16 protein-coding genes are annotated in these 20,895 nt (G+C 64.9%); 9 read left to right on the forward strand and 7 right to left on the reverse strand.

The genetic code is table 11. The annotated features are described in order from the left end of the window. Position 1: 1 nt before the first annotated feature. Together CR103_RS12160 and CR103_RS12165 are read right to left on the reverse strand one after the other, a co-directional pair. Positions 2 to 2,713 (reverse strand): bifunctional diguanylate cyclase/phosphodiesterase, encoded by a 2,712-nt coding sequence (locus tag CR103_RS12160; protein WP_099916254.1) that lies wholly within the window; start codon positions 2,711 to 2,713, stop codon positions 2 to 4. Between the two features lie 57 nt (positions 2,714 to 2,770). Then, positions 2,771 to 5,443: a bifunctional diguanylate cyclase/phosphodiesterase gene (locus CR103_RS12165; RefSeq protein ID WP_180279364.1), complete on the reverse strand. Its 2,673-nt coding sequence runs from the start codon at positions 5,441 to 5,443 to the stop codon at positions 2,771 to 2,773. 354 nt (positions 5,444 to 5,797) lie between these two features. On the opposite strand from CR103_RS12165, the gene CR103_RS12170 reads away from it, so the two are divergent. The 3 genes from CR103_RS12170 to kefC are packed head-to-tail and all read left to right on the forward strand — an operon-like array spanning position 5,798 to position 9,446. Then, complete coding sequence (locus CR103_RS12170; protein ID WP_099916256.1) at positions 5,798 to 6,973, forward strand: aminotransferase class V-fold PLP-dependent enzyme; 1,176 nt, start codon at positions 5,798 to 5,800, stop codon at positions 6,971 to 6,973. A gap of 51 nt (positions 6,974 to 7,024) precedes the next feature. After that, entirely contained in the window at positions 7,025 to 7,636 is a 612-nt protein-coding gene (gene kefF / locus CR103_RS12175; protein WP_099916257.1) for a glutathione-regulated potassium-efflux system oxidoreductase KefF, read from the forward strand. Continuing rightward, complete coding sequence (gene kefC / locus CR103_RS12180) at positions 7,626 to 9,446, forward strand: glutathione-regulated potassium-efflux system protein KefC (protein ID WP_099916258.1); 1,821 nt, start codon at positions 7,626 to 7,628, stop codon at positions 9,444 to 9,446. Before kefF ends, kefC begins: the two co-directional genes overlap by 11 nt. A 72-nt stretch (positions 9,447 to 9,518) precedes the next feature. Here the strand turns inward: kefC and CR103_RS12185 are convergent, their stop codons facing one another. Both CR103_RS12185 and CR103_RS12190 read right to left on the reverse strand, forming a co-directional pair. Beyond that, positions 9,519 to 10,646: an aminotransferase class V-fold PLP-dependent enzyme gene (locus CR103_RS12185; RefSeq protein ID WP_099916306.1), complete on the reverse strand. Its 1,128-nt coding sequence runs from the start codon at positions 10,644 to 10,646 to the stop codon at positions 9,519 to 9,521. A gap of 88 nt (positions 10,647 to 10,734) precedes the next feature. Beyond that, a complete protein-coding gene (locus CR103_RS12190; protein ID WP_099916259.1) occupies positions 10,735 to 11,889 on the reverse strand; it encodes a formyltransferase family protein in 1,155 nt (384 codons plus the stop codon). A gap of 518 nt (positions 11,890 to 12,407) precedes the next feature. On the opposite strand from CR103_RS12190, the gene CR103_RS12200 reads away from it, so the two are divergent. Together CR103_RS12200 and CR103_RS12205 are read left to right on the forward strand one after the other, a co-directional pair. Next, positions 12,408 to 13,544, forward strand: coding sequence for a sensor histidine kinase (locus CR103_RS12200; protein WP_099916261.1), 1,137 nt, complete (start codon positions 12,408 to 12,410; stop codon positions 13,542 to 13,544). A 95-nt stretch (positions 13,545 to 13,639) separates the two neighbouring features. Beyond that, positions 13,640 to 14,791: a hybrid sensor histidine kinase/response regulator gene (locus tag CR103_RS12205; protein ID WP_099916262.1), complete on the forward strand. Its 1,152-nt coding sequence runs from the start codon at positions 13,640 to 13,642 to the stop codon at positions 14,789 to 14,791. A 25-nt stretch (positions 14,792 to 14,816) separates the two neighbouring features. On the opposite strand, the gene CR103_RS12210 is transcribed toward CR103_RS12205, so the two are convergent. After that, on the reverse strand, positions 14,817 to 15,239 hold the full coding sequence (locus CR103_RS12210; RefSeq protein ID WP_099916263.1) for a VOC family protein: 423 nt from the start codon (positions 15,237 to 15,239) through the stop codon (positions 14,817 to 14,819). 244 nt (positions 15,240 to 15,483) lie between these two features. Between CR103_RS12210 and CR103_RS12215 the strand changes: the two genes are divergently transcribed. The 4 genes from CR103_RS12215 (at position 15,484) to CR103_RS12230 (ending at position 19,570) form a co-directional block, all read left to right on the forward strand. Then, complete coding sequence (locus CR103_RS12215) at positions 15,484 to 16,920, forward strand: hybrid sensor histidine kinase/response regulator (RefSeq protein WP_229443031.1); 1,437 nt, start codon at positions 15,484 to 15,486, stop codon at positions 16,918 to 16,920. Between the two features lie 2 nt (positions 16,921 to 16,922). Beyond that, the gene (locus CR103_RS12220; protein ID WP_099916264.1) at positions 16,923 to 17,225 is read left to right on the forward strand and encodes a hypothetical protein; all 303 of its coding nucleotides are present in this window, start codon (positions 16,923 to 16,925) and stop codon (positions 17,223 to 17,225) included. Then, positions 17,218 to 17,463, forward strand: a complete 246-nt coding sequence (locus CR103_RS12225; protein WP_229443032.1) for an RAD55 family ATPase — start codon at positions 17,218 to 17,220, stop codon at positions 17,461 to 17,463. Before CR103_RS12220 ends, CR103_RS12225 begins: the two co-directional genes overlap by 8 nt. Before the next feature lie 475 nt (positions 17,464 to 17,938). Beyond that, positions 17,939 to 19,570: a DUF4394 domain-containing protein gene (locus CR103_RS12230; protein WP_099916265.1), complete on the forward strand. Its 1,632-nt coding sequence runs from the start codon at positions 17,939 to 17,941 to the stop codon at positions 19,568 to 19,570. Positions 19,571 to 19,597: 27 nt separating this feature from the next. Here CR103_RS12230 and CR103_RS12235 read toward each other — a convergent pair whose 3' ends face one another. Beyond that, positions 19,598 to 20,326 carry an anti-sigma factor gene (locus CR103_RS12235; RefSeq protein WP_099916266.1) on the reverse strand — a complete coding sequence of 243 codons (729 nt, stop codon included), beginning with the start codon at positions 20,324 to 20,326 and terminating at the stop codon, positions 19,598 to 19,600. Then, entirely contained in the window at positions 20,323 to 20,883 is a 561-nt protein-coding gene (locus tag CR103_RS12240; RefSeq protein ID WP_099916267.1) for a sigma-70 family RNA polymerase sigma factor, read from the reverse strand. The genes CR103_RS12235 and CR103_RS12240 overlap by 4 nt, the downstream gene beginning before the upstream one ends. Between the last annotated feature and the right edge of the window lie 12 nt (positions 20,884 to 20,895).

Consider the following 20,895-nt stretch of genomic DNA (forward strand, 5'->3'; position numbering starts at 1 on the left):
CTCAGGCGAACGCGGCGCGGTTGGCCTCGAACAGCGCCTGCACCGCGCCCGCCTCGACCGGCCGGCTGAACAGATATCCCTGGTACTCGTCGCATGACATCGAACGCAGGATCGCCAGTTGGTCCCCGGTTTCCACCCCTTCGGCGACAACGCCCAGTTTCAGCCCGTTTGCCAGGTTGAGGATCGAGCGCACGATGGCCGCGCTATCGTCGTCCTTGCCGAGGTCGCGCACGAACGCGCGGTCGATCTTCAGGCGCTGCACCGGGAAGCGCTTCAGGTAGGCCAGGCTGGAATAGCCGGTGCCGAAATCGTCGATCGACAGTTCGATGCCGAGCGCACGGATTTCATGCATCAGCGCGTCGACCTGCTGTTCGCGGCTCATCAAAGCGCTTTCGGTGATTTCCAGCTCCAGGCTGCCCGGCGCGATTGCCCAGCGCAGGACGCACTGGCGGATCATCGGTAGCAGGTCGCTTTGGTGGAACTGGCGCGGCGACAGGTTGACGGCCAGCTTGATGGCGGCGCCCGCCTGCTGCCACCCGTGCAGGTGGCGACAGGCTTCCTGCAATACCCAGGCGCCGATGTCGATGATCAGCCCGGTGCGTTCGGCGATCGGGATGAAACTCACCGGTTCGACGTCGCCCAGCACCGGATTACGCCAGCGCAGCAAAGTTTCGAATCCATTGATGCGGCCGGACGCGAACTGGACCTTCGGCTGGAACACCAGCCGAAATTCGTTGCGCTCGAGCGCGCGGCGCAATTGGGCTTCGACCGTCAGTCGTTCGTCGAGGTCGGTTTGTGCGCGGACGGAAAAAAAATGGATACGATCGTGATTGTCAAGGCCGGCCCGGTTGCGCGCACTGTCGGCACGCCCGAACAGCTCATCCGCGCCGGCGCCGTCCTCCGGGAAGATCGACACGCCGATCACCGGGCCCAGATAGAATTCGCGCCCCCCCACGTTCAGCGCGCCAGACAGGCGCTCCAGCAGTTCGATCGCGTACTGCGCGAAAAACGCCCGCCCTGCTTCGGCTTCAGCTTCGAGCGCCACGGCAAACTCATGGCTCTTGATGCGGGCGACGCCTTGCGCGCGCGGCAGCAGCGACTGGAATACGGCGCCGACCTGCTTGATGGCGGCCTCGCTCGCCGCATGGCCCATCAGGTCGGTGATCTCCTGCATCCGCTCGAGCGATACCACCAGTGTGCCGATGGCGCTGTGGCGCGCCTTGGCTCCAGCCAGCGCCGCCGCCAGCATGCGGCGGAACTGGCCCTGGGTCGGCAGGCCGGTCAGCAGGTCGAAGTTGGCGATGTAGGCCAGGCGCCGTTCGGCGTTTTGCCGCTCGGTGATGTCGGTCAGCACGCTGACGACCTGGGGCTGGCCCGCCTCGCCTTCCAGTTTCGACGACAGCAAAATGACAGTGCGCGGCGCACCGGCACCATCGAGGATCTCGGCGATCTCGGCGCTCGCCTCGGCGTCGGCGTCGCCGTCCAGCACGCTTTGGTAACGCCGGTAGCGCAGCTCGCGTTGGCCCGCGCCGGCGGCGTCGAGCACGTTGCTCTCTTGCTGCCCAACCAGCTCTTGCGCGCTACGCCCGACGAAACGACTGAACGCGTCGTTGAGCATGACGATCCGGCGCGCGCCGTCGAGCACCCAGATCGGCGTACTGACCGCGTTCAAGATCGTCGCCAGGTAGTCCGCGCTGTTTTCGGCGCGCTCCTCGCTCTGTGCCAGCTTGCCGATCAGGCTGAACTGCTGCGTGGCGTCGCGCGCTACCCGCCACGCCAGCAAAATCACCGTAATCGAAATGAGCGCCAGCGACACCATGGCCGTCCACAGCCGTTCGTACCATGACGCCAGCGCGTCGGACTGGTCCTTGGCGGTGATGAGTACCAGCGGGTAGCGGCTCACTGCATCATAGCCGTACAGCCGCCGCTTGCCGTCAAGCGGGCTGGCGGCAACGAAGGCGTTGCGCTCGGCGTGCGGCAGGTAATACTGGAGCAAGGGGGTGGAAGCCAACGAACGCCCGATGCTGGACGGGAAGTCAGGGGCACGCGCCAGCATCGTGCCGTCGCGGGTCAACAGCGTCACGGAGCCGCCATCACCGAGCTCGATCAAGTTGTAGATGCGCTCGAAGCGTTTCGAATCCGCTTCGGCGACGATGCTGCCGAGGCGCTTGCCGCCGGCGTCGACAATCGCCCGGCTGAAGTGGATGACGCCGCGCCCGGTAGCCGGGTCGACATTGCTGATGGTAATGCGCAAGCCACCTGGCACGGCGCCGGTATCGCCCTCCGGGGGGGGCACCGGCGCCCTGGCCTCGCCGTCCCCTTTTCCCGGCCCGCCGCCGGCGACCAGATGCCCTGCCGTGTCGTACCGGTAGATCCCCAGCAGGTACTCGCGCGCCATGTTGTTCTCGCCAAGACGGTCGAATACATCCGGCAACGGCGAAGCCAGGGCATTGGCGGCGATGGCGCGTTCAGCCTCCAGCATGGCATTGTCGATGGCCTGGGCGACGCTGAAAGTTTGGGCGGAAAAGGCGATCGCCAGATTGCGCAGGTTGGTTTTTTCCTGGCGCAAGGTATCCTGCAAGCTGACGAACAACATGACGGACGTGGCCGCCAACAGGATCAGGATCAGCAGCGCGGTCGCAGACACCAGGCGGGCCAGCGAGTATGGCCGTGCAGGCGTCAAGGTGTCTGTCGAAGCGTCGGGTAACCGCATGGTGGTGATTGCTTGATAAATAAATCAATATATAAACGCAGCGGGCTTGACGCCGCATCACAGCGCCGGCGACAGCAGCCGGCTCTGCATTTCGGTCGCGCTTTGCGGCAGCGAAATGTAGTAGCCCTGCACTTCGTCGCACGACAGTTCGCGCAGGATCATCAATTGGTTGATCGTTTCGACGCCTTCGGCCACCACCCGCATGCCGAGCGCGTGCGCCATGGTGACGATGGCGGTGAACAGGATGGTGCCCTGCTCGGTATCGTCAATCCGGCTGGTGAACGCTTTGTCGACCTTGAGGATGTCGAAGTCGAGCAGCTGCAACTGCGCCAGCGACGAATAACCGGTGCCGAAATCGTCGACCAGCAGCTTGATGCCGAGGCCGCGGATTTTCGACACCGATTCGAGCACATGGCTGCCACCGCCCATCATCGACGACTCGGTCAGCTCGATTTCCAGCAGGCGCGGTGGAATGCCGTAGCGCGCCATGATGGTCGAGAAAATGCGCGCGATGTCGGTCTCGTTGAACTGGCGCGGCGAGATGTTGACCGACACCGGCACCACGTCCCGTTCCTTGCGCAGCCATAGCGCCAGCTGCTCGCAGACCTTGACCAGCACCAGTTCGCCGAGGCGATTGATCATGCCAGTCCGCTCGGCCAGTGGAATGAATTCTTTCGGCTCGAGCAGTCCGCGGGTCGGATGGACCCAGCGCACCAGCGCTTCCATGCTGGTGATGCGGCTGCTGGCCAGGTCCATGCGCGGCTGGTAGTGAATGACGAATTCGTCGATTTCGATGGCGCGACGCAGCTCCAGTTCGAGATCGAGGTCGCGGCGCAAGGCTTCGTAGAACTCCGGATCGAAAAACCGGAAGCTACCCTTGCCGGCGGTTTTCACCGAATACATGGCGACGTCGGCATTTTGCAGCAAGGTCGCCGCATCCTCGCCGTCGCTGGGAAAGGTGCTGATGCCGATCGAGGTGCCCAGCACGGCAGTGCCGGCCAACAGCTTGAACTTCGGCTTGAACGCGAAAATGACGCGCTTGGCGACGATCGCCGCGTCTTCGATGCGCAGGTAGTTCTCGAGGATGACGACGAACTCGTCGCCGCCAATGCGCACCACGTTGTCGTGCGGGCGCACCGCCTCCTGCAGCCGGTGCGCAACGTGGCGCAGCAGTTCGTCGCCGGCCGCATGGCCCATGGCATCGTTGACCGCCTTGAAACCGTCGAGGTCGATGAACAGCAGCGCCAGCGCCTGCCGGTTGGCGCTCGCGCGCTCGATCGCCTGCGGCAAATACCACAGCAGCCAGTGCCGGTTCGGCAGCCCGGTCAGGGCGTCGTGATTGCTGCGGTGCTCGAGCGCGGCGACGTGCGCCTTCGATTCGGAAATATCGCGCAGGGTAATGGCCAGCTTGCCGTCCGAGCGCACCGCCTTCATCTGCATCCAGCGCGATCCGGTGGCGGCGCGCGGCAGAAATTCGAGTTCGCCATCGTAGGCGCCGGTGTCGAAAGCGATGCGCAGCACATCCATCAGGCGGGCGAACGTGTCGTCGCGGTACAGGCTCGAAAAACGCCGGCCGATCAGCGTTTCACGCCGCTGGCGGCACAGCGAGGCGCCGTGTTCGTTGCAGTCGACGATCTCGAAATCGTCCACCGCGCCGGCGCTGCCGAGCATGCTGCCAAGGATGAAAAAGCCGTCGCTGCTGCCCTCGGTCGCCATGCGGTAGGCCTCCCCGGTGCGCTGGCTCTCGCGCTTGCGCCAGGACAGCCGCAGCATGAAGCCCATGACCGCCGCGGCGATGCCGAAGACGACGAACGTGCCGATTCTGGCATGCGCAACGGCGCCGTTGCGCGCCGCATCGAACGGCGCCATCGCCGTCGCTTCGTCGACACTGACGAAGGCGACCAGCGGAAACACGCCGACGTGGTGCCAGCCGACGTAGCGCGCGCGGCCGTCGCCAAAACTGCTGCCGCTGTCGAGCGTGACGCCGCCACGGCTGGTTGCCAAAGGCAGGCGCGATTGCGGGGAGGTGTCCGGCTCGGCGGCGGCAACCAGCAGCTTGCCATCGAGCCGCACCAGGAACACGATGGCGCGCGGCGGAAACCGGTGCATAAAGACATTGAGGGTCAGTTCGTCGGCGGCAACCTTGAGCATCACGACGCCGTCGAAACGGCCATCACCGGCCTTGACCGCGCGCGAGAAGCGCAGCGCACCCACGTTGCCGCCGCTGTCATTGATCGGGCTGATCACCAGCTGGTCGAGCGTTGAATCCGCGTGGGTGCGAAAAAATGCTTCGCCAGACGCTGTCGGCAGCACCTGACCCGGCTTCATGGTGGTGGCGACCAGGCCGTCCTTGTCGAAGACGGCGACGTTGCCAAACGGTGCGTAGCGAAACATTCCGGCCGCCTCGGCCGAGTCCAGCGCCAGCGATTTACCCGACAGCTGCCAGCCGTAGCGAACCTGGCGCAACGCCAGGTCGTACGAATTAACCGCGCGCGACACCTGCTCCGCATAGGCCAGCGCCAGCGAGCGGGCCTGGTTCATGGTGTCGCGGCTGGCCTCTTTGCGGTCCGACGCGACGTCACCGAGCAACACTGCCCAGCCAAGCAAGCTGACAAACAGCGCCGACAAAAAACAGGCCGCCACGACGTTCAGGTTCGCACCAATGCTTCTGGCCAGGCTCGACAAAGCATGGAACACGCCCTGTTTGACAACGCCAGACCCGGTTCGCATGCGCACTCTCGACAGAAGTTGGGGTTTGGCGACGACAGATGCAAGACGTCCACGCCACGGAAAAACCCCATTAGTATAGAGAGAAACCGGCAAACGCGGCGCCCGATAACCGGCTTTCCCGTCATCAACAAGAGCGGCCATGCGGCACTTGGCCTGACGGTTGAATGACGCACAGACGCTCTACGGCGTGCGCTGCAAAGTACGCGGCATTGCTGCCCGATGTTTGCCGCCCCCCCCAGCGAAGCCGAAACGCCAGCGCAAGCGCAAGCGGCGGGCAAGCTACTATCTTGATAGAATAAGAACACGGGTGGATGCATACCACCCCGCCTTCTTTTCATTATCAGGACACCGCCCTTGCATCATCCACCAGCCCCGGTTGCCGCCGACGACGAGACGTATTGGGCCGCGGTGCGCGCCCAATACACCGTTTCCGCCGATTTTCTAAACCTCGAGAACGGCTTTTTCGGCGTCCAGGCAAACCCCGTACACGCAGCGTTCCGGCGCTACGAGACGCAGCTGAACCTGGAGAACTCCTGGTTCATGCGAATGCACTTCCCCGCTCGGCTGGCCGGCGTGAAGGCGGCACTGGCCGGCTTCACCGGCGCCGCCCCGGGCGAACTGCACATCACACGCAACCTGATGGAGTCGCTCAACATCCTGATCCAGGGCTATCCGTTCAACGCCGGCGATGGCGTGCTGCTGGGAGATCACGACTACGACAGCGTCATCGAAACGCTCGAGATGGTCGCCGCGCGCAAGTCGCTGGTGCTGACCCGCGTCAAACTGCCGCTTGACCCCGACAGCGACGAGCAGATCGTCGCGCTGTACGAAGCGGGCATCACGCCGCGCACTCGCGTGGTGCTGGTGACGCACATGCTGCACCGTACCGGCCAGATCATGCCGGTGGCGAAAATTGCCGCGATGGCGCGCCGCCACGGTATCGACACCATGGTCGACGCCGCCCACTCGTTTGCCCATCTCGACTACCGTCTGGCCGACCTTGGCGCCGACTTCGCCGGGGTCAACCTGCACAAGTGGCTCGGCGCGCCGCTCGGCGTCGGCCTGCTCTACATCCGCAAGGAGCGCATCGCCGACATCGCGCCGCTGTTCGGCGACACCAGCCACGCTGCCGGCGACATCGACAAATTCGGCCACGTCGGCACGGTGCCGCCGGCGCCGATCCTGGCGGTCGAAGACGCGCTTGCCTTTCACCAGTCGATCGGCTCGCGCAACAAGGAGGCGCGGTTGCGTTACCTGACGCAGTACTGGCTGACGCGGGTGCGGGCGCTGCCGGCAGTGCGGGTGCTGACGCCCTTCGAGCCGGCGCGCTCGTGCGCGATCGCCGCCTTCGCCATCGACGGCATCAGAGCCGAGCAGGTGGCCGAGCGCCTGATGGCGCGCCACCGCATCTTCACGGTGGTGCGCGCCACCGAAGGCACCGAAGGCGTGCGCGTCACGCCCCACCTGTACACCAGCACCTCTGACCTTGATCTGCTGGTGGACGCCATCCGGCAAATGGCGTCGGCTTGAATCGGCTTAAGCGCGGGTTTGAGCATTCGATCGACTCGATACGGTGACGCCATGAACCCGAACCGGCTGCTGGTGCTGTACGCCCACGCCGCGCCCCACCTGTCGCGCGTGAACCGGCGCCTGGCCGACTGTGCGCGCCTTAGTGAAGGCGTGTTCCTGCACGACCTGTACGAAACCTATCCCGACTTTTACATCGACGTCGCGCGCGAGCAGGCGCTGGTGGCGCAGGCCGAAGTGCTGGTGTTCCTGCATCCGCTCCAATGGTACGGCATGCCCGCGCTGATGAAGGAATGGGTCGACTGCGTGCTGACCGAAAGCTGGGCCTGCGGCAGCGCAGGTAACACAGGCAGCGGCGGCGCGGGCAGCGGAGCACTGCACGGCAAACGCTTTTGGCTGGTCGCCAGCACCGGCAGCGGCGCCGACGACTATGCCGTTGGCGCGCGCCATGGGCGGCCATTCGCCGACTTCCTGGCGCCGTTCGAGCAAACCGCCGCGCTGTGCGGCATGCAATGGCTTCCCCCGCACATTTTGCACGCCGCGCACGCCGTCGACGCCGCCACGCTCGACGCCCACGTCGCGCGTTTCGGCGAACTGCTGCAAGGCCTGGCCGCGCCGTCTCCCCTCAACCTCGGCCACAGCGCAGGAGTGGACAATGGAATCTAGCCTGCTGCAAAATGCACTGGTGTACCTGGCCGCTGCCGTGGTCGCGGTGCCGATCGCGAAACGGTTTGGCCTGGGCGCCGTGCTCGGCTACCTGTTGGCCGGCATCGCCATCGGGCCGTGGGGCCTGCGCCTGGTCGTCGAGGTCGGCGACATCCTGCATTTCTCCGAATTCGGCGTGGTGCTGCTGCTCTTCATGATCGGCCTCGAACTCGAGCCGAAACGCCTGTGGTCGATGCGCCGGCCGATCTTCGGCTGGGGCAGCGCGCAGGTGGGCTTTGTGGCCGCCGCGCTGGCCGGCGCCGCCATGCTGTTCGGGGTCGACTGGAAAGTGGCGCTGATCGGCGCGCTCGGGCTGTCGCTGTCGTCGACCGCGATCGCCCTGTCCACGCTCGAGGAACGCAATCTGAAAAGCACGCCGACCGGGGCGGCCGCGTTCTCGATATTGCTGTTCCAAGACATCGCCGCGATCCCGATGATCGCCGTCGTGCCGCTGCTCGGCATCGTCGCCGTCGAGGGCAGCGGCCAAGGCTGGTCAGGGGCGCTGCGGGTGGCGGTCGTGCTGCTCGCGGTGGTGGCCGGCGGGCGCTACCTGCTGCGCCCGGTCCTGCGCGCCATTGCCCGCACCGGCATGCGCGAAATCTTCACCGCCTTTGCGCTGCTGCTGGTGATTTCGATCGCGCTGCTGATGCAATGGATCGGCATGTCGATGGCGCTCGGCGCCTTCCTGGCCGGCGTGCTGCTGGCCGACTCCGAATACCGCCACGCGCTCGAGAGCGACCTCGAGCCGTTCAAGGGCTTGCTGCTCGGGCTGTTCTTCATTGCCGTCGGCATGTCGGTCGACTTCGGCGTGTTGCGCGCCCAGCCTGGGCTGATCCTGATGCTGGTGGCCGGCTTTCTGGCGATCAAGGCCGGCGTGCTGTACGGCCTGTCCAAACTGTTCGCGGTGCCGCGCAGCCAGCAAGCGCTGTTCGCATTCCTGCTGTCGCAAGGCGGCGAGTTCGCCTTCGTCGTGTTCGGCGCGGCAGAAAAGGCGCGGGTGTTCAGCGCCAACGTGAGCGCGATACTGGTGGTGGTGGTGGCACTGTCGATGGTGGCGACGCCTTTGCTGCTGCTGGTGCACGACCATTTTCTCGCGCCGCGCTTCCGCGAAGCCAAACAGCAGCCCTTCGACGCCATCGAAACCCAGCAGGACCACGTCATCATCGCCGGCTTCGGCCGCTTCGGCCAGATCGTCGGGCGCCTGCTGCGCGCCAACCAGGTCGCGCTGACGGTGCTCGACCATGATCCAGAGCAGGTCGAGCTGGTGCGCAAATTCGGCCTGAAAGTGTTTTATGGCGACGCCACCCGGGTCGCGCTGCTACACGCCGCCGGCGCCGCCAATGCACGCGCGCTGGTGGTCGCGGTCGACAGCATCGAAGATAGCCTGGCGCTGGTCGATTGCGTGCGCCGCAATTTTCCCGGCCTGACGATCATGGCGCGCGCGCGCAACGTCACCCACCTGTACGACCTGATGGATCGCGGCGTCACCGTGATCGAGCGCGAAACGTTCGAAGCGGCGCTGCAACTCGGCCAGAGCGTGCTGCGCCACCTCGGCTACGGCGCCTACCGCGCGCGCCAGGCAACGCAGAAATTCAAGGCCCACAACATCAAGAGCCTGCAGGCGGTCTACCCGTACTACAAGGACCAGGAACAGTATATTTCGATGGCCCGGCAGTCGCGCGACGAGCTCAACGAAATGTTCGCGCGCGACCTTGCCAATCTGCAGGACGATAAAAATACCGCCTGGCATGATGCCGACGGCCAACCGTAGACCAGCTTACAGACCAGCTTGTGTCCGAATGTCGGAACTGACCCCGGGGGGATTAAGATGCCATTGATAAAATCACTGGATGCGATCGAGCGCGGCGGCGAACGTGGCGACGGTGCGCTCGATGTCGTGCAGCTTGTCGAGGCCGAACAGGCCGACGCGAAATGACTTGAAATCGGCCGGTTCGTCGCATTGCAGCGGCACGCCGGCGCCGGTCTGCAGGCCGGCGACAGCGAATTTTTTGGTCGAAGCAATGCCGTCGTCGTCGGTGTAGCAGACCACCACGCCCGGCGCCTCGAAACCAATGGCTGCGACGCTGCGAAAGCCTTTGGCCGCAAGCAGCGCACGCACCCGGCTGCCCAGCTCCTCCTGCTCGGCGCGCACCTTGTCAAAGCCGTAGGCGGCGGTCTCCAACATGACGTCGCGTGTTACCGCCAGCGCGTCCGTCGGCATCGTCGCGTGGTAGGCAAAGCTGCCCGCCTCGTAGGCTTCCATCACCTGCAGCCACTTGCGCAGGTCGCAGGCGAAACTGGTGCTGGTGGTGGTGTCGATTTTTTCGCGCGCCGCGGTTGACAGCATGACGAAGGCGCAGCAGGGCGAACCGCTCCAGCCTTTTTGCGGCGCGCTGATCAGGACGTCGACGCCGCTCGCCGCCATGTCGACCCACATCGCGCCCGACGCAATGCAGTCGAGCACGAACAGGCCGCCGACGGCGTGCACCGCGTCAGCCACCAGGCGCAGGTAAGCGTCCGGCAGCATGATACCGGACGCCGTTTCGACGTGGGCGGCGAAGACCACGGCCGGCTTCTCATCTGCGATGGCTGACACCACTTCGCCAATCGGCGCCGGCGCGAACGGCGCCTGCCGGCCTGCTTCGGCCGGGCGCGCCTTGAGCACGGTGCAGCTCGCTGGAATGGCGCCCATGTCGAAAATCTGGGTCCAGCGGTAACTGAACCAGCCATTGCGGATGACCAGGCAATGCTGGTTGGTGGCGAACTGGCGCGCCACCGCTTCCATGCCGAAGGTGCCGCTGCCGGGCACCACGATGGCAGATTGCGCCTGGTACACCTGCTTGAGCGTACGCGAGATGTCGCGCATGACGCCCTGGAACGACTGCGACATGTGATTCATCGCGCGGTCGCTGTAGACCACCGAGTATTCGAGCAAACCGTCGGGATCGATATGGGGAAGTAAACCTGGCATGAGCGCCTCCAGCAAGACTGCATTGAGTTCGGCTTGGCCAGGATGGCGTAGCCACGAAAAACCGTGCGCAAAGTAAGCGCGGCTTGTTTCAGACCGGCGCGGGCCGCTCGCCAAGCGCAATGTCGAGCATCATTTCGCTTGCCAGCGCGCTCAGGTCGCGGCGCAGGGTGTCGATCGCCAGCGCCGCCGGCACCAGCAAGTGCGCGTTGATTTTAAACGTCTGCTTGCCGGACACGCCGCTGCGATTGACTTCGGTGTGGATATTTTCGATGCTGACGCCGCGCTCGGCCAGCATTTTGGTCAAGCTGCTGACGATGCCGACCCGGTCTTCGCCGACCAGTTCGAGCTCGAAAGGGCGTAGCGTGTCCGGCACGGTGGCGGCGTCGCTGCGCGCGATGACCACCTGCAAACCGCTGGACGCGAGCTGGCGCAGCGCGTCCGACAGCGCATCGGCGTGTTCGCGCGGCACCTCGAAATGCACCGTGCCGGCGAATTCGCCGGCCAGCCGGGTCAGGCGGCTGGCGGCCCAGTTGGCGCCGTAGCGCTGGGCGCGGTCGGCCAGCAGGCTGACGATGCCGTGCCGATCGGGGCCGACGACGGACACCACCAATTGTGTGGTGGTGGGAGAATCGTCGGCGGTCAGCACCACGGCGCGGCGGATCATCATGGCCTTCGTGGCGAAGCGCGGATCCTGCGGGAAGGCCGGCAGCGCGCCCTCGCGGCGCGCAAGCTGCACCACCTGTTTGATCAGCGCCAGTCCCATCGGCGCCAGCGCGCGCTCCCACAGTTCGCGCGCCGTTTCGCCCTTGGCCACGAAGCACCAGTCCTGGGCCGCCAGCGCGCCGGCATCCCAGCCGTCGGCCAGGTGATAAATCGAGCCGCCGGCAATCGGGTCGCCTTCGAGGATGGTCCATTCGACGGCGGCGATGCCGCGGTGGCGCGGCAGCAGCGACGGGTGGTAACCGATGCCGCCCAGGCGCGCGCGCGCCAGCGCGCCGTCGGAGACGCGCGCGTGGGTATGCGCCGCGATGATCAGGTCAGTGCCTTCGGCGATCGCCTCCTGCGGCACGTTGCGGGGGTTTTCCAGCACGTGCAGCGGCACGCCGGCGGCGCGCGCGGCAATCGCCAGCCGGTCGTCCTCGGCCGGGGCGACGACGCACGAGATGTCGATCCCCTCTTCATGGCGCAGCGCCTCGAATACCGAGGCGGCAAAAAAACGGGATCCCACCAACGCGCATTTCATGACAATCTTTCTTGATCTGATCAGCCTGAAAGCATACCAGAAAGGACAGTGTTGTCGAGGTCACCCGCGCGAAATGCCGGCCAGGCCGACGTGCTCTGGATAAAAAACCGCATCATCTCTTCGCTGGCGTCGGGGCCGGTGGCGTCGGTATGGGTGCCGCGCCGGCTGCCGCCCGACTTGCTGCGGTAGATGTCGCGCGTGAAAACGCGCCCGGCAGCAGCGCCTGTTTCCTGGGAAACGACGTCGAGTCGAGGTCGCCGTGGAACACGATGGTCGGCACGCTGCCGGCCCCCTGCCTGTTGTAGTGGGCGCCGGCATCGGCGCCAAGAAGCATTGCCTGATTGGAAGCAGGCGAATGGCCGCGCTGCAGCAATGATGAAGCGACGCCGATCGGGACATTTGCGGCGCACTGGCCTGATCGATCCGGCGAGTTTGCTATACTCTTCACGACCATACCCCACCGCCGCTGGCGCTGGTCTGTTACTGAACGCCAAACCGCGCCACCGAGAGCCCCATCCGTGCGTCTGTCCGCCTTTATCCGTGAAAATATCGAGGTCATCCTGCAGGAATGGGAAGATTTTGCCGAGACGCTGCACCCGCTGGTGGGTTCGAACCGGCAAAAGCTGCGCGATCATGCGCAGCAAATGCTGGTGGTGATCTGCGCCGACCTCGACACTTATCAGGGCGATCAGGAAAGCATCGAAAAATCAAAAGGCAACGGCCCCGCGGAAGCGAACGACACCGCGGCCGAAAGCCATGCCGCCGACCGCCTCGAATCGGGATTGAGCATCGAGGAATTGATGGCCGAGTACCGCGTCATGCGCGCCAGCGTGCTGCGGCTATGGCAAAACCGCGTCAATGGCGCCGACGAACTGGCGGTGCGGGACATGCTGCGCTTTAACGAGGCAATCGATCAGTCGCTGACCGAGTCGATTGCGCGCTACTCGCAACTGACGCGCGATACGCAAAACGTGTTCCTTGCGATCCTTGGGCACGACGTGCGCAATCCGCTGGGCGCGATCGGCATGGGCGCGCAGGTACTGCTGCTCGACGCCACGCTGCCATCGAAACACCGAAAAATTGCCGAGCGCATCACTGCCAGCACCCGGCGGGTGAACGATATTGTCAGCGACCTCATCGATTTTTCGACCAGCAATTTGGGCGGCGGCATGCCGATCAAGCCGGCGCCGATGGACTTCGGCCCGCAGTGCACCCATATCGTCGAAGAAATCCGCGCCTTCCACCCGAAGCACCATATTAAACTCGAACTGGCGGGCGACCTGAACGTGACATGGGACCGGGTGCGGATCAACCAGGCGCTGTCGAACCTGGTTGCCAACGCCACCCAGCACGGCGCGAAGGACCAGCCGATCCGGGTCTCGGTCCAGGGCTTCGATGCCATCACGCTGACGATCCAGAACATGGGCGAGCCGATGGCGCCGTCGCACTTGCGCACGCTGTTCGACCCGGCCAAGCGGATTGCCGTGCGTTCGGCCAGCGCGCGTGCCGGCGACGATGCCGATCACCTCGGCCTCGGCCTGTACATCACGCGCGATATCATCAACGCCCACGGCGGCGCAATCACCGTCAGTTCGACCCTGTCCGAAGGCACCACGTTCACGGTAACGCTGCCGCGCGCAGCGTTACCTGACTAAAAAAATAACACCAGTATGTACGCCGAAAAGTAGTATGGTGTCGCCATGCGTAAAGTTCCATTGAAATTGACCAATTCCGCCTTGCCACACGCCTGATGCCGAACGAAGACCACTTCACTGTCGCGGCAGCCCTGCGCCAGGTCGAATTTTTGTCGATGCTGGCCCACGAGCTACGCAATCCGCTGCAGCCGATGGCAATGGCCAACGACTTGCTGGCCAGCCACACCGGGCTGCACCCGGACATCGCCAGGGCGCATGCCGTCTACAGCCGCCAGGTGGCCCACATGGCGCGCTTGGTCGATGACCTGCTCGATGCCTCGCGCGTCAGTTGCGGCAAGATCGACTTGCAGATGGCGCCGCTGTGGCTGAGCGAGGTCATCGAAGATGCGGTCGAGACCAGCCTGGCCGGCATCGAACGGCGCCACCAGCAATTGCAGGTGCGGCTGCCGACGCTGCCGTTGATGATTCGCGGCGACCAGGTCAGGCTGGCGCAAGCGTTTGCCAACGTGCTCATCAATGCCAGCAAGTTCACCCAGGAATACGGCCACATCGATGTCGTCGCCCAGCGGGTCGGCGATACGGTCGAGGTCTGCATCAGCGACGACGGCGCCGGCATTGCGCCCGAATTGCAACCGTTCATCTTCGACCTGTTCACCCAGGGCTATCGCTCGCTCGAGCGCGCCCAGGGGGGGCTTGGCATCGGCTTGTCGCTGGTACGCTCGATCACCCAATTGCATGGCGGCAGCGCCAGGGTGGCCAGCGAAGGCACCGGCAAGGGCAGCCGCTTTACCATCACGCTGCCCCTGCCCTACCCGAGGAGAGCGGAGAAGGGCGGCAGCGCCCCTCAGTTGGCGCTGCCGGTGGCGCCGTGCAAGATCCTGCTGATTGAAGACAATGTCGACGCCAACGACGTCATGACGATGCTGCTTGCGGCCGAAGGCCATGCCGTCACCAGTTGTTTCGATGGCCCGAGCGGCCTGCGCGCCGGCCTCGACGGCTCGTTCGATATCGTGGTGTGCGACATCGGCCTGCCGCGCATGGACGGCTTTCAGGTCGTCAGCGCGATGCGCGCCGCCCTCCCCGCGCCGCATCCGTGCTTCATCGCCACCACCGGCTACAGCGCCAGCGACCAGCCGGACCGGGCCAGCGAAGCGGGATTCGACCATTACCTGGTCAAACCGGTCAGCCTGGAGTCGCTCACGCGCATCATCGGCATGCATGCGATGCAGCTGCGCGCCAGCGGCTGAGCGAGCACGTCATTGCTGCGCGATTTTACTTCGCGAACAATTGGCCGAGGTCGGCGAAGGACTTGAATTCGAGCGCGTTGCCGGACGGGTCGAGGAAAAACATGGTCGCCTGTTCGCCCGGCTCGCTGGCGAAGCGGATGTAAGGCGCGATGATGAATTCGATACCCGCCGCGCGCAGCCGGTCTCCCAACGCCTCCCATTGCTCGCGGTTGATGATCGCGCCGAAATGGCGGGCCGGCACTTGGTGGCCGTCGACGCTGCTGGTGGCGCTGTGGCCGCATTCTGCTGGCGCCAGGTGGGCAACCAGCTGGTGGCCGTAAAAATCGAAGTCGACCCAGTTGGCCGAGCTGCGGCCTTCCCGGCAGCCGATCAGGCCGCCGTAAAACCGGCGCGCTTCGTCGATATCGCGGACCGGAAAAGCAAGGTGAAACAGCGCGTTGGCATGCATGGTCGGTTCTCCTGTGGTGAACGGTGCGTAGCGGGTAGTGGGTAGTGGGTAGTGGGTAGTGAGCGGGCCGCCAGCCAGGCGCCCGCGAACAGAGCGGCTGCCAACGGCGAAAGGTAGTATTGTATTGGAAATATTTAAGTTTCCCCGTGTGCAGCAAGCGAGCTGGTGCATGTGGCCGACGTTGTCCAAGGTGGCGCCGGCGCAAGACACTGCCACCGAGCGATCGCCAATGATTGAACCCCACATGCCAAACGATGATCTTGCACTACGCGCCAAATCGCCAAGCGGCAACGACGGCACGGCAATGCCCGCTTTGCCGCAGGCACAGTACGAAGACGAAATAGCGTCGTTGCGCAGCACCATCAGCGAACTGCGGGGCACCATCCTTGAGCAGGCACGCGAGAAAGACCGCTCGGAAGCCGTCGCAGTGCTGGTCCAGCGGCTACAGGCTGCCAACCAACATCTCGTGCTGGCTACTTTCGACGCGCGCGACTTGCAGGCGACCGCGGAAGCCGCCCATCTGCGCCAGATCGAATTTTTGTCGATGCTCGCACACGAGTTGCGTAACCCGCTGCAGCCGATGGCGATGGCCAGCGACCTGCTGGCCGGCCACGCCGGGCTGCATCCGAACATCGCCAGGGTGCATGCCGTTTATTCGCGCCAGATCGCCCACATGGAGCGCCTGGTCGATGACCTGCTCGACGCGTCGCGCGTCGCCAGCGGCAAGATCACCTTGCAGCTAGCGCCGGTGCTGCTGCGCAACGTCATCGATAATGCGGTCGAAACCAGCCAGCCCGGCATCGACAAGCGCTACCAGCGCCTGCAAGTGCGGCTGCCTTCGACGCCATTGACGATCCAGGGCGACCTGATCAGGCTGGCGCAGGTTTTTTCGAACCTGCTGATCAATGCCAGCAAATTTACCCAAGAATACGGTCATATCGATGTCACCGCCGAACGGGTCGGCGATACGGTGGAGGTCACTGTCAGCGACGACGGCGCCGGCATCGCAGCCGAGCTGCAGCCCTTCGTTTTCGACTTGTTCACGCAGGGCTACCGCTCGCTCGAGCGCGCCCAGGGCGGCCTTGGTATCGGCCTGTCGCTGGTACGCTCGATCACCCAGTTACATGGCGGCAGCGCCAGGGTGGTCAGCGAAGGCTCCGGCAAGGGCAGCAGCTTCATCATCACGCTGCCACTGTCGCCTTCGCTTGAAGCGACACACGACAGTAGCGCGGCGGCATCCATGTCGCCGACGCTTCCATGCAATATCCTGCTCATCGAAGACAACATCGACGCCAACGATGTCATGACCATGCTGCTTGCAGCCGACGGCCATACGGTTACCAGTTGTTTCGATGGCCCGAGCGGACTGCGCGCCGGCCTGAACCATGCGTTCGATGTCGTGTTGTGCGACATCGGCCTGCCGGGGATGGACGGTTTCCAGGTCGTCAGCGCCATGCGCGCCGCCCTCGACGCGCCCTATCCGTGCTTTATCGCCACCACCGGCTACAACACGGCCGGCCAGATGGACCGGGCCAGCGAGGCAGGATTCGATCATTACCTGGTCAAACCGCTGAGCCTGGTGCTGCTGACGCGCATCATCGGCACGCATGCAACCCAATTGCGCGACCCTCCCAGCCGGCAGCGCGATGCGGCCACCGCCTTGCGGCCAAAGAAATACTAGTCATGGCGATTGCCGACCAACAGCGGCACCAGATGATCGAGCGCGCCGTGCGCCCGCTGCCGCAGGAACACGCCGATGCCAGCGTCGTCCGGTGGGAAAGCCTGGCGGCCGAATTGACCGGGATCATTGGCGAGCGCGGCTTCTCCTCGCTGTATTCGCGCACCCTGAACCAGGCCGCTGTCCGCTTCGCGTGGCTGGCGCCGCACCCGCCGATGGCGTTGTCCGACGCCTTCAGGCTGCTGGCGTCGCGCCTGACGACGCGCGCCCCGCACGCTCGACCTGTCGCTCGACGAGATATTGCATGACCTGGTCGCCATGATCGTGCGCATGAAGGCCAAGCGGGTGGTGATCGATTCCCTGTCGGGCTTCGAGATGGCGCTGGCGTCGGTGTTTCGCGAAGACTTCCGCGAGTCGCTGTACCGCCTGGTGACGTCGATCACCGATATGGGCGTGACGGTCTTGATGACGGCGGAAATGGCGGACCGCTACACCGAACTGCGCTTCAGTCCGCACGGCAACGCTTTTCTTGCGACGCCATCCTGATGCAGCGCTACATCGAAATGCAGGGCAAGGTGCGCGGCAGTGCGCACAGCGACGACATTCGCCAGCCTGGAGCAGTCCGAGGGCGTGCTGACCGGCCAGCCGGTGGCCAGGTAGCGTCAGGCTTGACGGGCAAACCCCGGTGTCCTGCCTGCCTCATGCCCAGCCAACGCCAGCTGCGCACACCGCGGCTCGCTGCACGCTGCGGTATGCTTTGCGAAGTACTTCGCTCACAAAAGTCGCTTGCCTGAACTTGCCTTCGATTCGCGGCGGCAACGCACTGTATCAACCCAAAAAAAATTTTCACGTGACTGCATCCAAACACCTGGCTGGCGTGTAGTACAAGCGTCAACTTCTGTCGTTTTCAATGTTCACGCATCCCTTCGGTTCTACAGTAGGCGATGCAAGAACAAGCCGACATCAGTTGCCCTCGAGCACTTATCACTCACTCACCACCAACCTGCCAGGAGCGCGCACCATGAACACACCGCATTTCACCAAACTTGCCATTTCAGCTGCCATCACCTTCGCCCTTGCCGGCTGTGGCGGCGACCACGATGACGACGTCAAGCCGCCACCAGAGTCGGCCGTCGAGCCGGGAGATGTTTTCGCTATCACTGCAAGCAACAAGCTCATCTCGTTCAACCGCGACAGCGCGGCAACCGTGCGCACCAACGTCGCGGTCACCGGCCTGGCTTCCGGCGAAAGCCTGGTCGGCATCGACTTCCGCCCCGCTGACGGCGTGCTCTACGGCGTAGGCAGCACCGGCCGCGTGTACAGCATCAACACCACCACCGCTGTCGCCACGCTCAAGTCGACGTTCGCGGCCGATGCGGCCGACACCACCGCGCCCTACACCAGCCTGGCCGGCGCGCAGTTCGGCGTCGATTTCAATCCGGTGGCCGACCGCCTGCGCGTGGTTAGCGACACCGGGTTAAATTTGCGCATCAACGTCGATACCGGCGCGGTGACCACCGATGGGCCGATCAACGGCGGCGCCGCCACCGCTGCCGTCACCGGTTCGGCCTACACCAACTCGTTCGCCACGACCGCGACGACAACGCTGTTCGCCATCGACGCCGTCACCGACACCCTGTTCACCCAGAATCCACCCAACAACGGCACCTTGAGTTTGCCGGTCACGCTGGGCGTCGATGCGAGCAGCGTCGGCGGCTTCGATATCGATGCGGTGACCAATACCGGTTACGCCGTGTTCACCGTGGGTGGCGCGCGCAACCTGTACAGCATCAACCTTACCGCCGCCAGCAACGCCGCCACCGCGATCGGTGCCATCGGCGTCGCCGAAGACATCCGCGGCATCGCGCTGCGCCCGGTCAAGACGCCGGTTGTCGTTGGCCTGACCGACGACAACCGCCTGGTCAGTTTTGCGCCGCTGTCGCCCAATACCCTCACCAGCACCGTCACCGTCACCGGCCTGGCCGCGGGCGAAACGCTGCTGGGCATTGACGTGCGTCCCAAGGACCGGCTGATGTATGGCCTGTCGTCGGCCGGGAAAATCTACACGATCGATCCGGCCACCGGCGCGGCAACGGCAAAAGCGACGCTGGCGCTCGACCCCGCCGACACCACGCTGCCGTATGCGGGCATTATCGGCACCGCGTTTGCGGTCGACTTCAATCCCGTCGCGGACCGGTTGCGCGTGATCAGCGATACCGGCCAGAGCCTGCGCATCAACGTCGATACCGGTGCGACCACCACCGACGGCCCCATCAACATGGCAGGCACGGCGCCGGTTGTGACCGGCGCCGCCTACACCAACAGCTTTGCCGGTACGACGACGACCATGCTGATGGACATCGACACCTTCGCCGACACGCTGTCAGTGCAAAATCCGCCCAACGAAGGCACACTGACCGCGGTCGGCCCGCTCGGCGTGAACGCGGCCGGCGACGTCGGGCTCGATATCGCCGGCGGCGCCAACGGCCTGGCGTTGGCAGCGCTGCGCACGACGGCAGGCGGCCCGAGTTCGCTCTACCGCATCAACCTGGTCACCGGCGCCGCCACGCCGGTCAATGGCGCGGCAACGCCGGCGACGTCACTGGTAGGCAGCGGTACCGGCTTGCGCGATATCGCCATCACGATCAAGTGAGCGTGCAGGTCGAGTAAGCCCGTGGGGTCAGATCGCTACCGCGCGGCCGATGAACAGGATCGGGCCGGTCGGCCGTCCGATCGGCGAGCCGGCCGGCGGTTCGAGGGTTATTTCGAACAGCTGGTTCGGCTGCAGCGGCGGCAGTTTTCCCAATGACACCTCCAATGGCTGCCCCGGCGTCACGAGGCCAAGCGAAACCGGCCCGGTCCATCCATCGGCCTTGGTCCAGAACTGCAGCGATTTCCCCTGCGGCAGTTCGGTGGGGCCCAAGGGCAGCAAACGCAGGTGGCGCGAGTCCGTGCTCTGGATGATCCAGCCCGGCCGCATGTTCTGCGGCGCGGCCAGTACGACCATGAATTTCTGCGCCGGCGGCGCTGCCAAGCGCGGCGTCATTGCCACTGCCATGATGGCCGCCGCGAGGCCGCCGGCGGCGAGGCCGCGCCACAGCTTCAGGCTGTCCCACCAGCCGGCGATGGCGACGGGGGCAGCCCCGGCAGCCACCGGCGCCAGCGCGCTTTCAATGCGCCGCCACAGTTCCGGCGGCGGCGCAACCGGCGCCACCAGCGTCGTCAGCGGCAGCAAGCGCTCATGCCAGGCCAGTACGGCGTCGCGCAAGGACGTGTCGCGTCGCAGCGCTTCCTCAAAACGCAGGCGCTCCCTGGCCGACAAGGTGCCCAGCACGTACTCGCCCGCCACATCGTTTGGGTCAATCGAGTCTAGCGGATCATCCGGATCGTCCGGCACCGGCCCGGTCATGTCATGCACTCCCGGAGCGCCTGCAAGCCGCGCTTGATCCACGCCTTGACGGTGCCGAGCGGCGAAGCGAGACGCTGCGAAATTTCGGCGTGCGAACAGCCGTCGACGTAGGCGAAGAGGATGCTGTTGCGCTTGGCGACGTCAAGGTTCGACAGGCAGTCGTGCAGGCGCCCCAGGTCGGTGTGCAATTCGAATGCGTCGGTATGCTCCGCTGCCAGGCGCATCGATTCGGCTGACTCGATATCGGTCATCGCGTCTACGCCAACATGCACTTCGCGCTCGCCGCTGCGAATCGCATTGAGCGCCTGGTTGCGCACGATGCTGTAGATCCAGCCGCGGCCGGAGCCACGCGCGGCGTCGAAACTGCCGGCCTTGGTCCATATGTTGAGGAAGGCGTCGTGCAGCACGTCCTCGGCGGCCTGCCGCTGCCGTACGATACGCAGCGCAATGCCGAGCATGCGTGAGCTCTCCTGCTCGTAGATGCTTTGCAGCGCCCGCTTGTTCCCGCGGGAGCAAGCGATCAGTGCCGTTTCATAGTCGAAATCCGCGGAAAGCATGGGCGCCCCAGG

Source organism: Massilia psychrophila (genome assembly GCF_002760665.1).
Lineage (GTDB): Bacteria > Pseudomonadota > Gammaproteobacteria > Burkholderiales > Burkholderiaceae_D > JAFCUW01.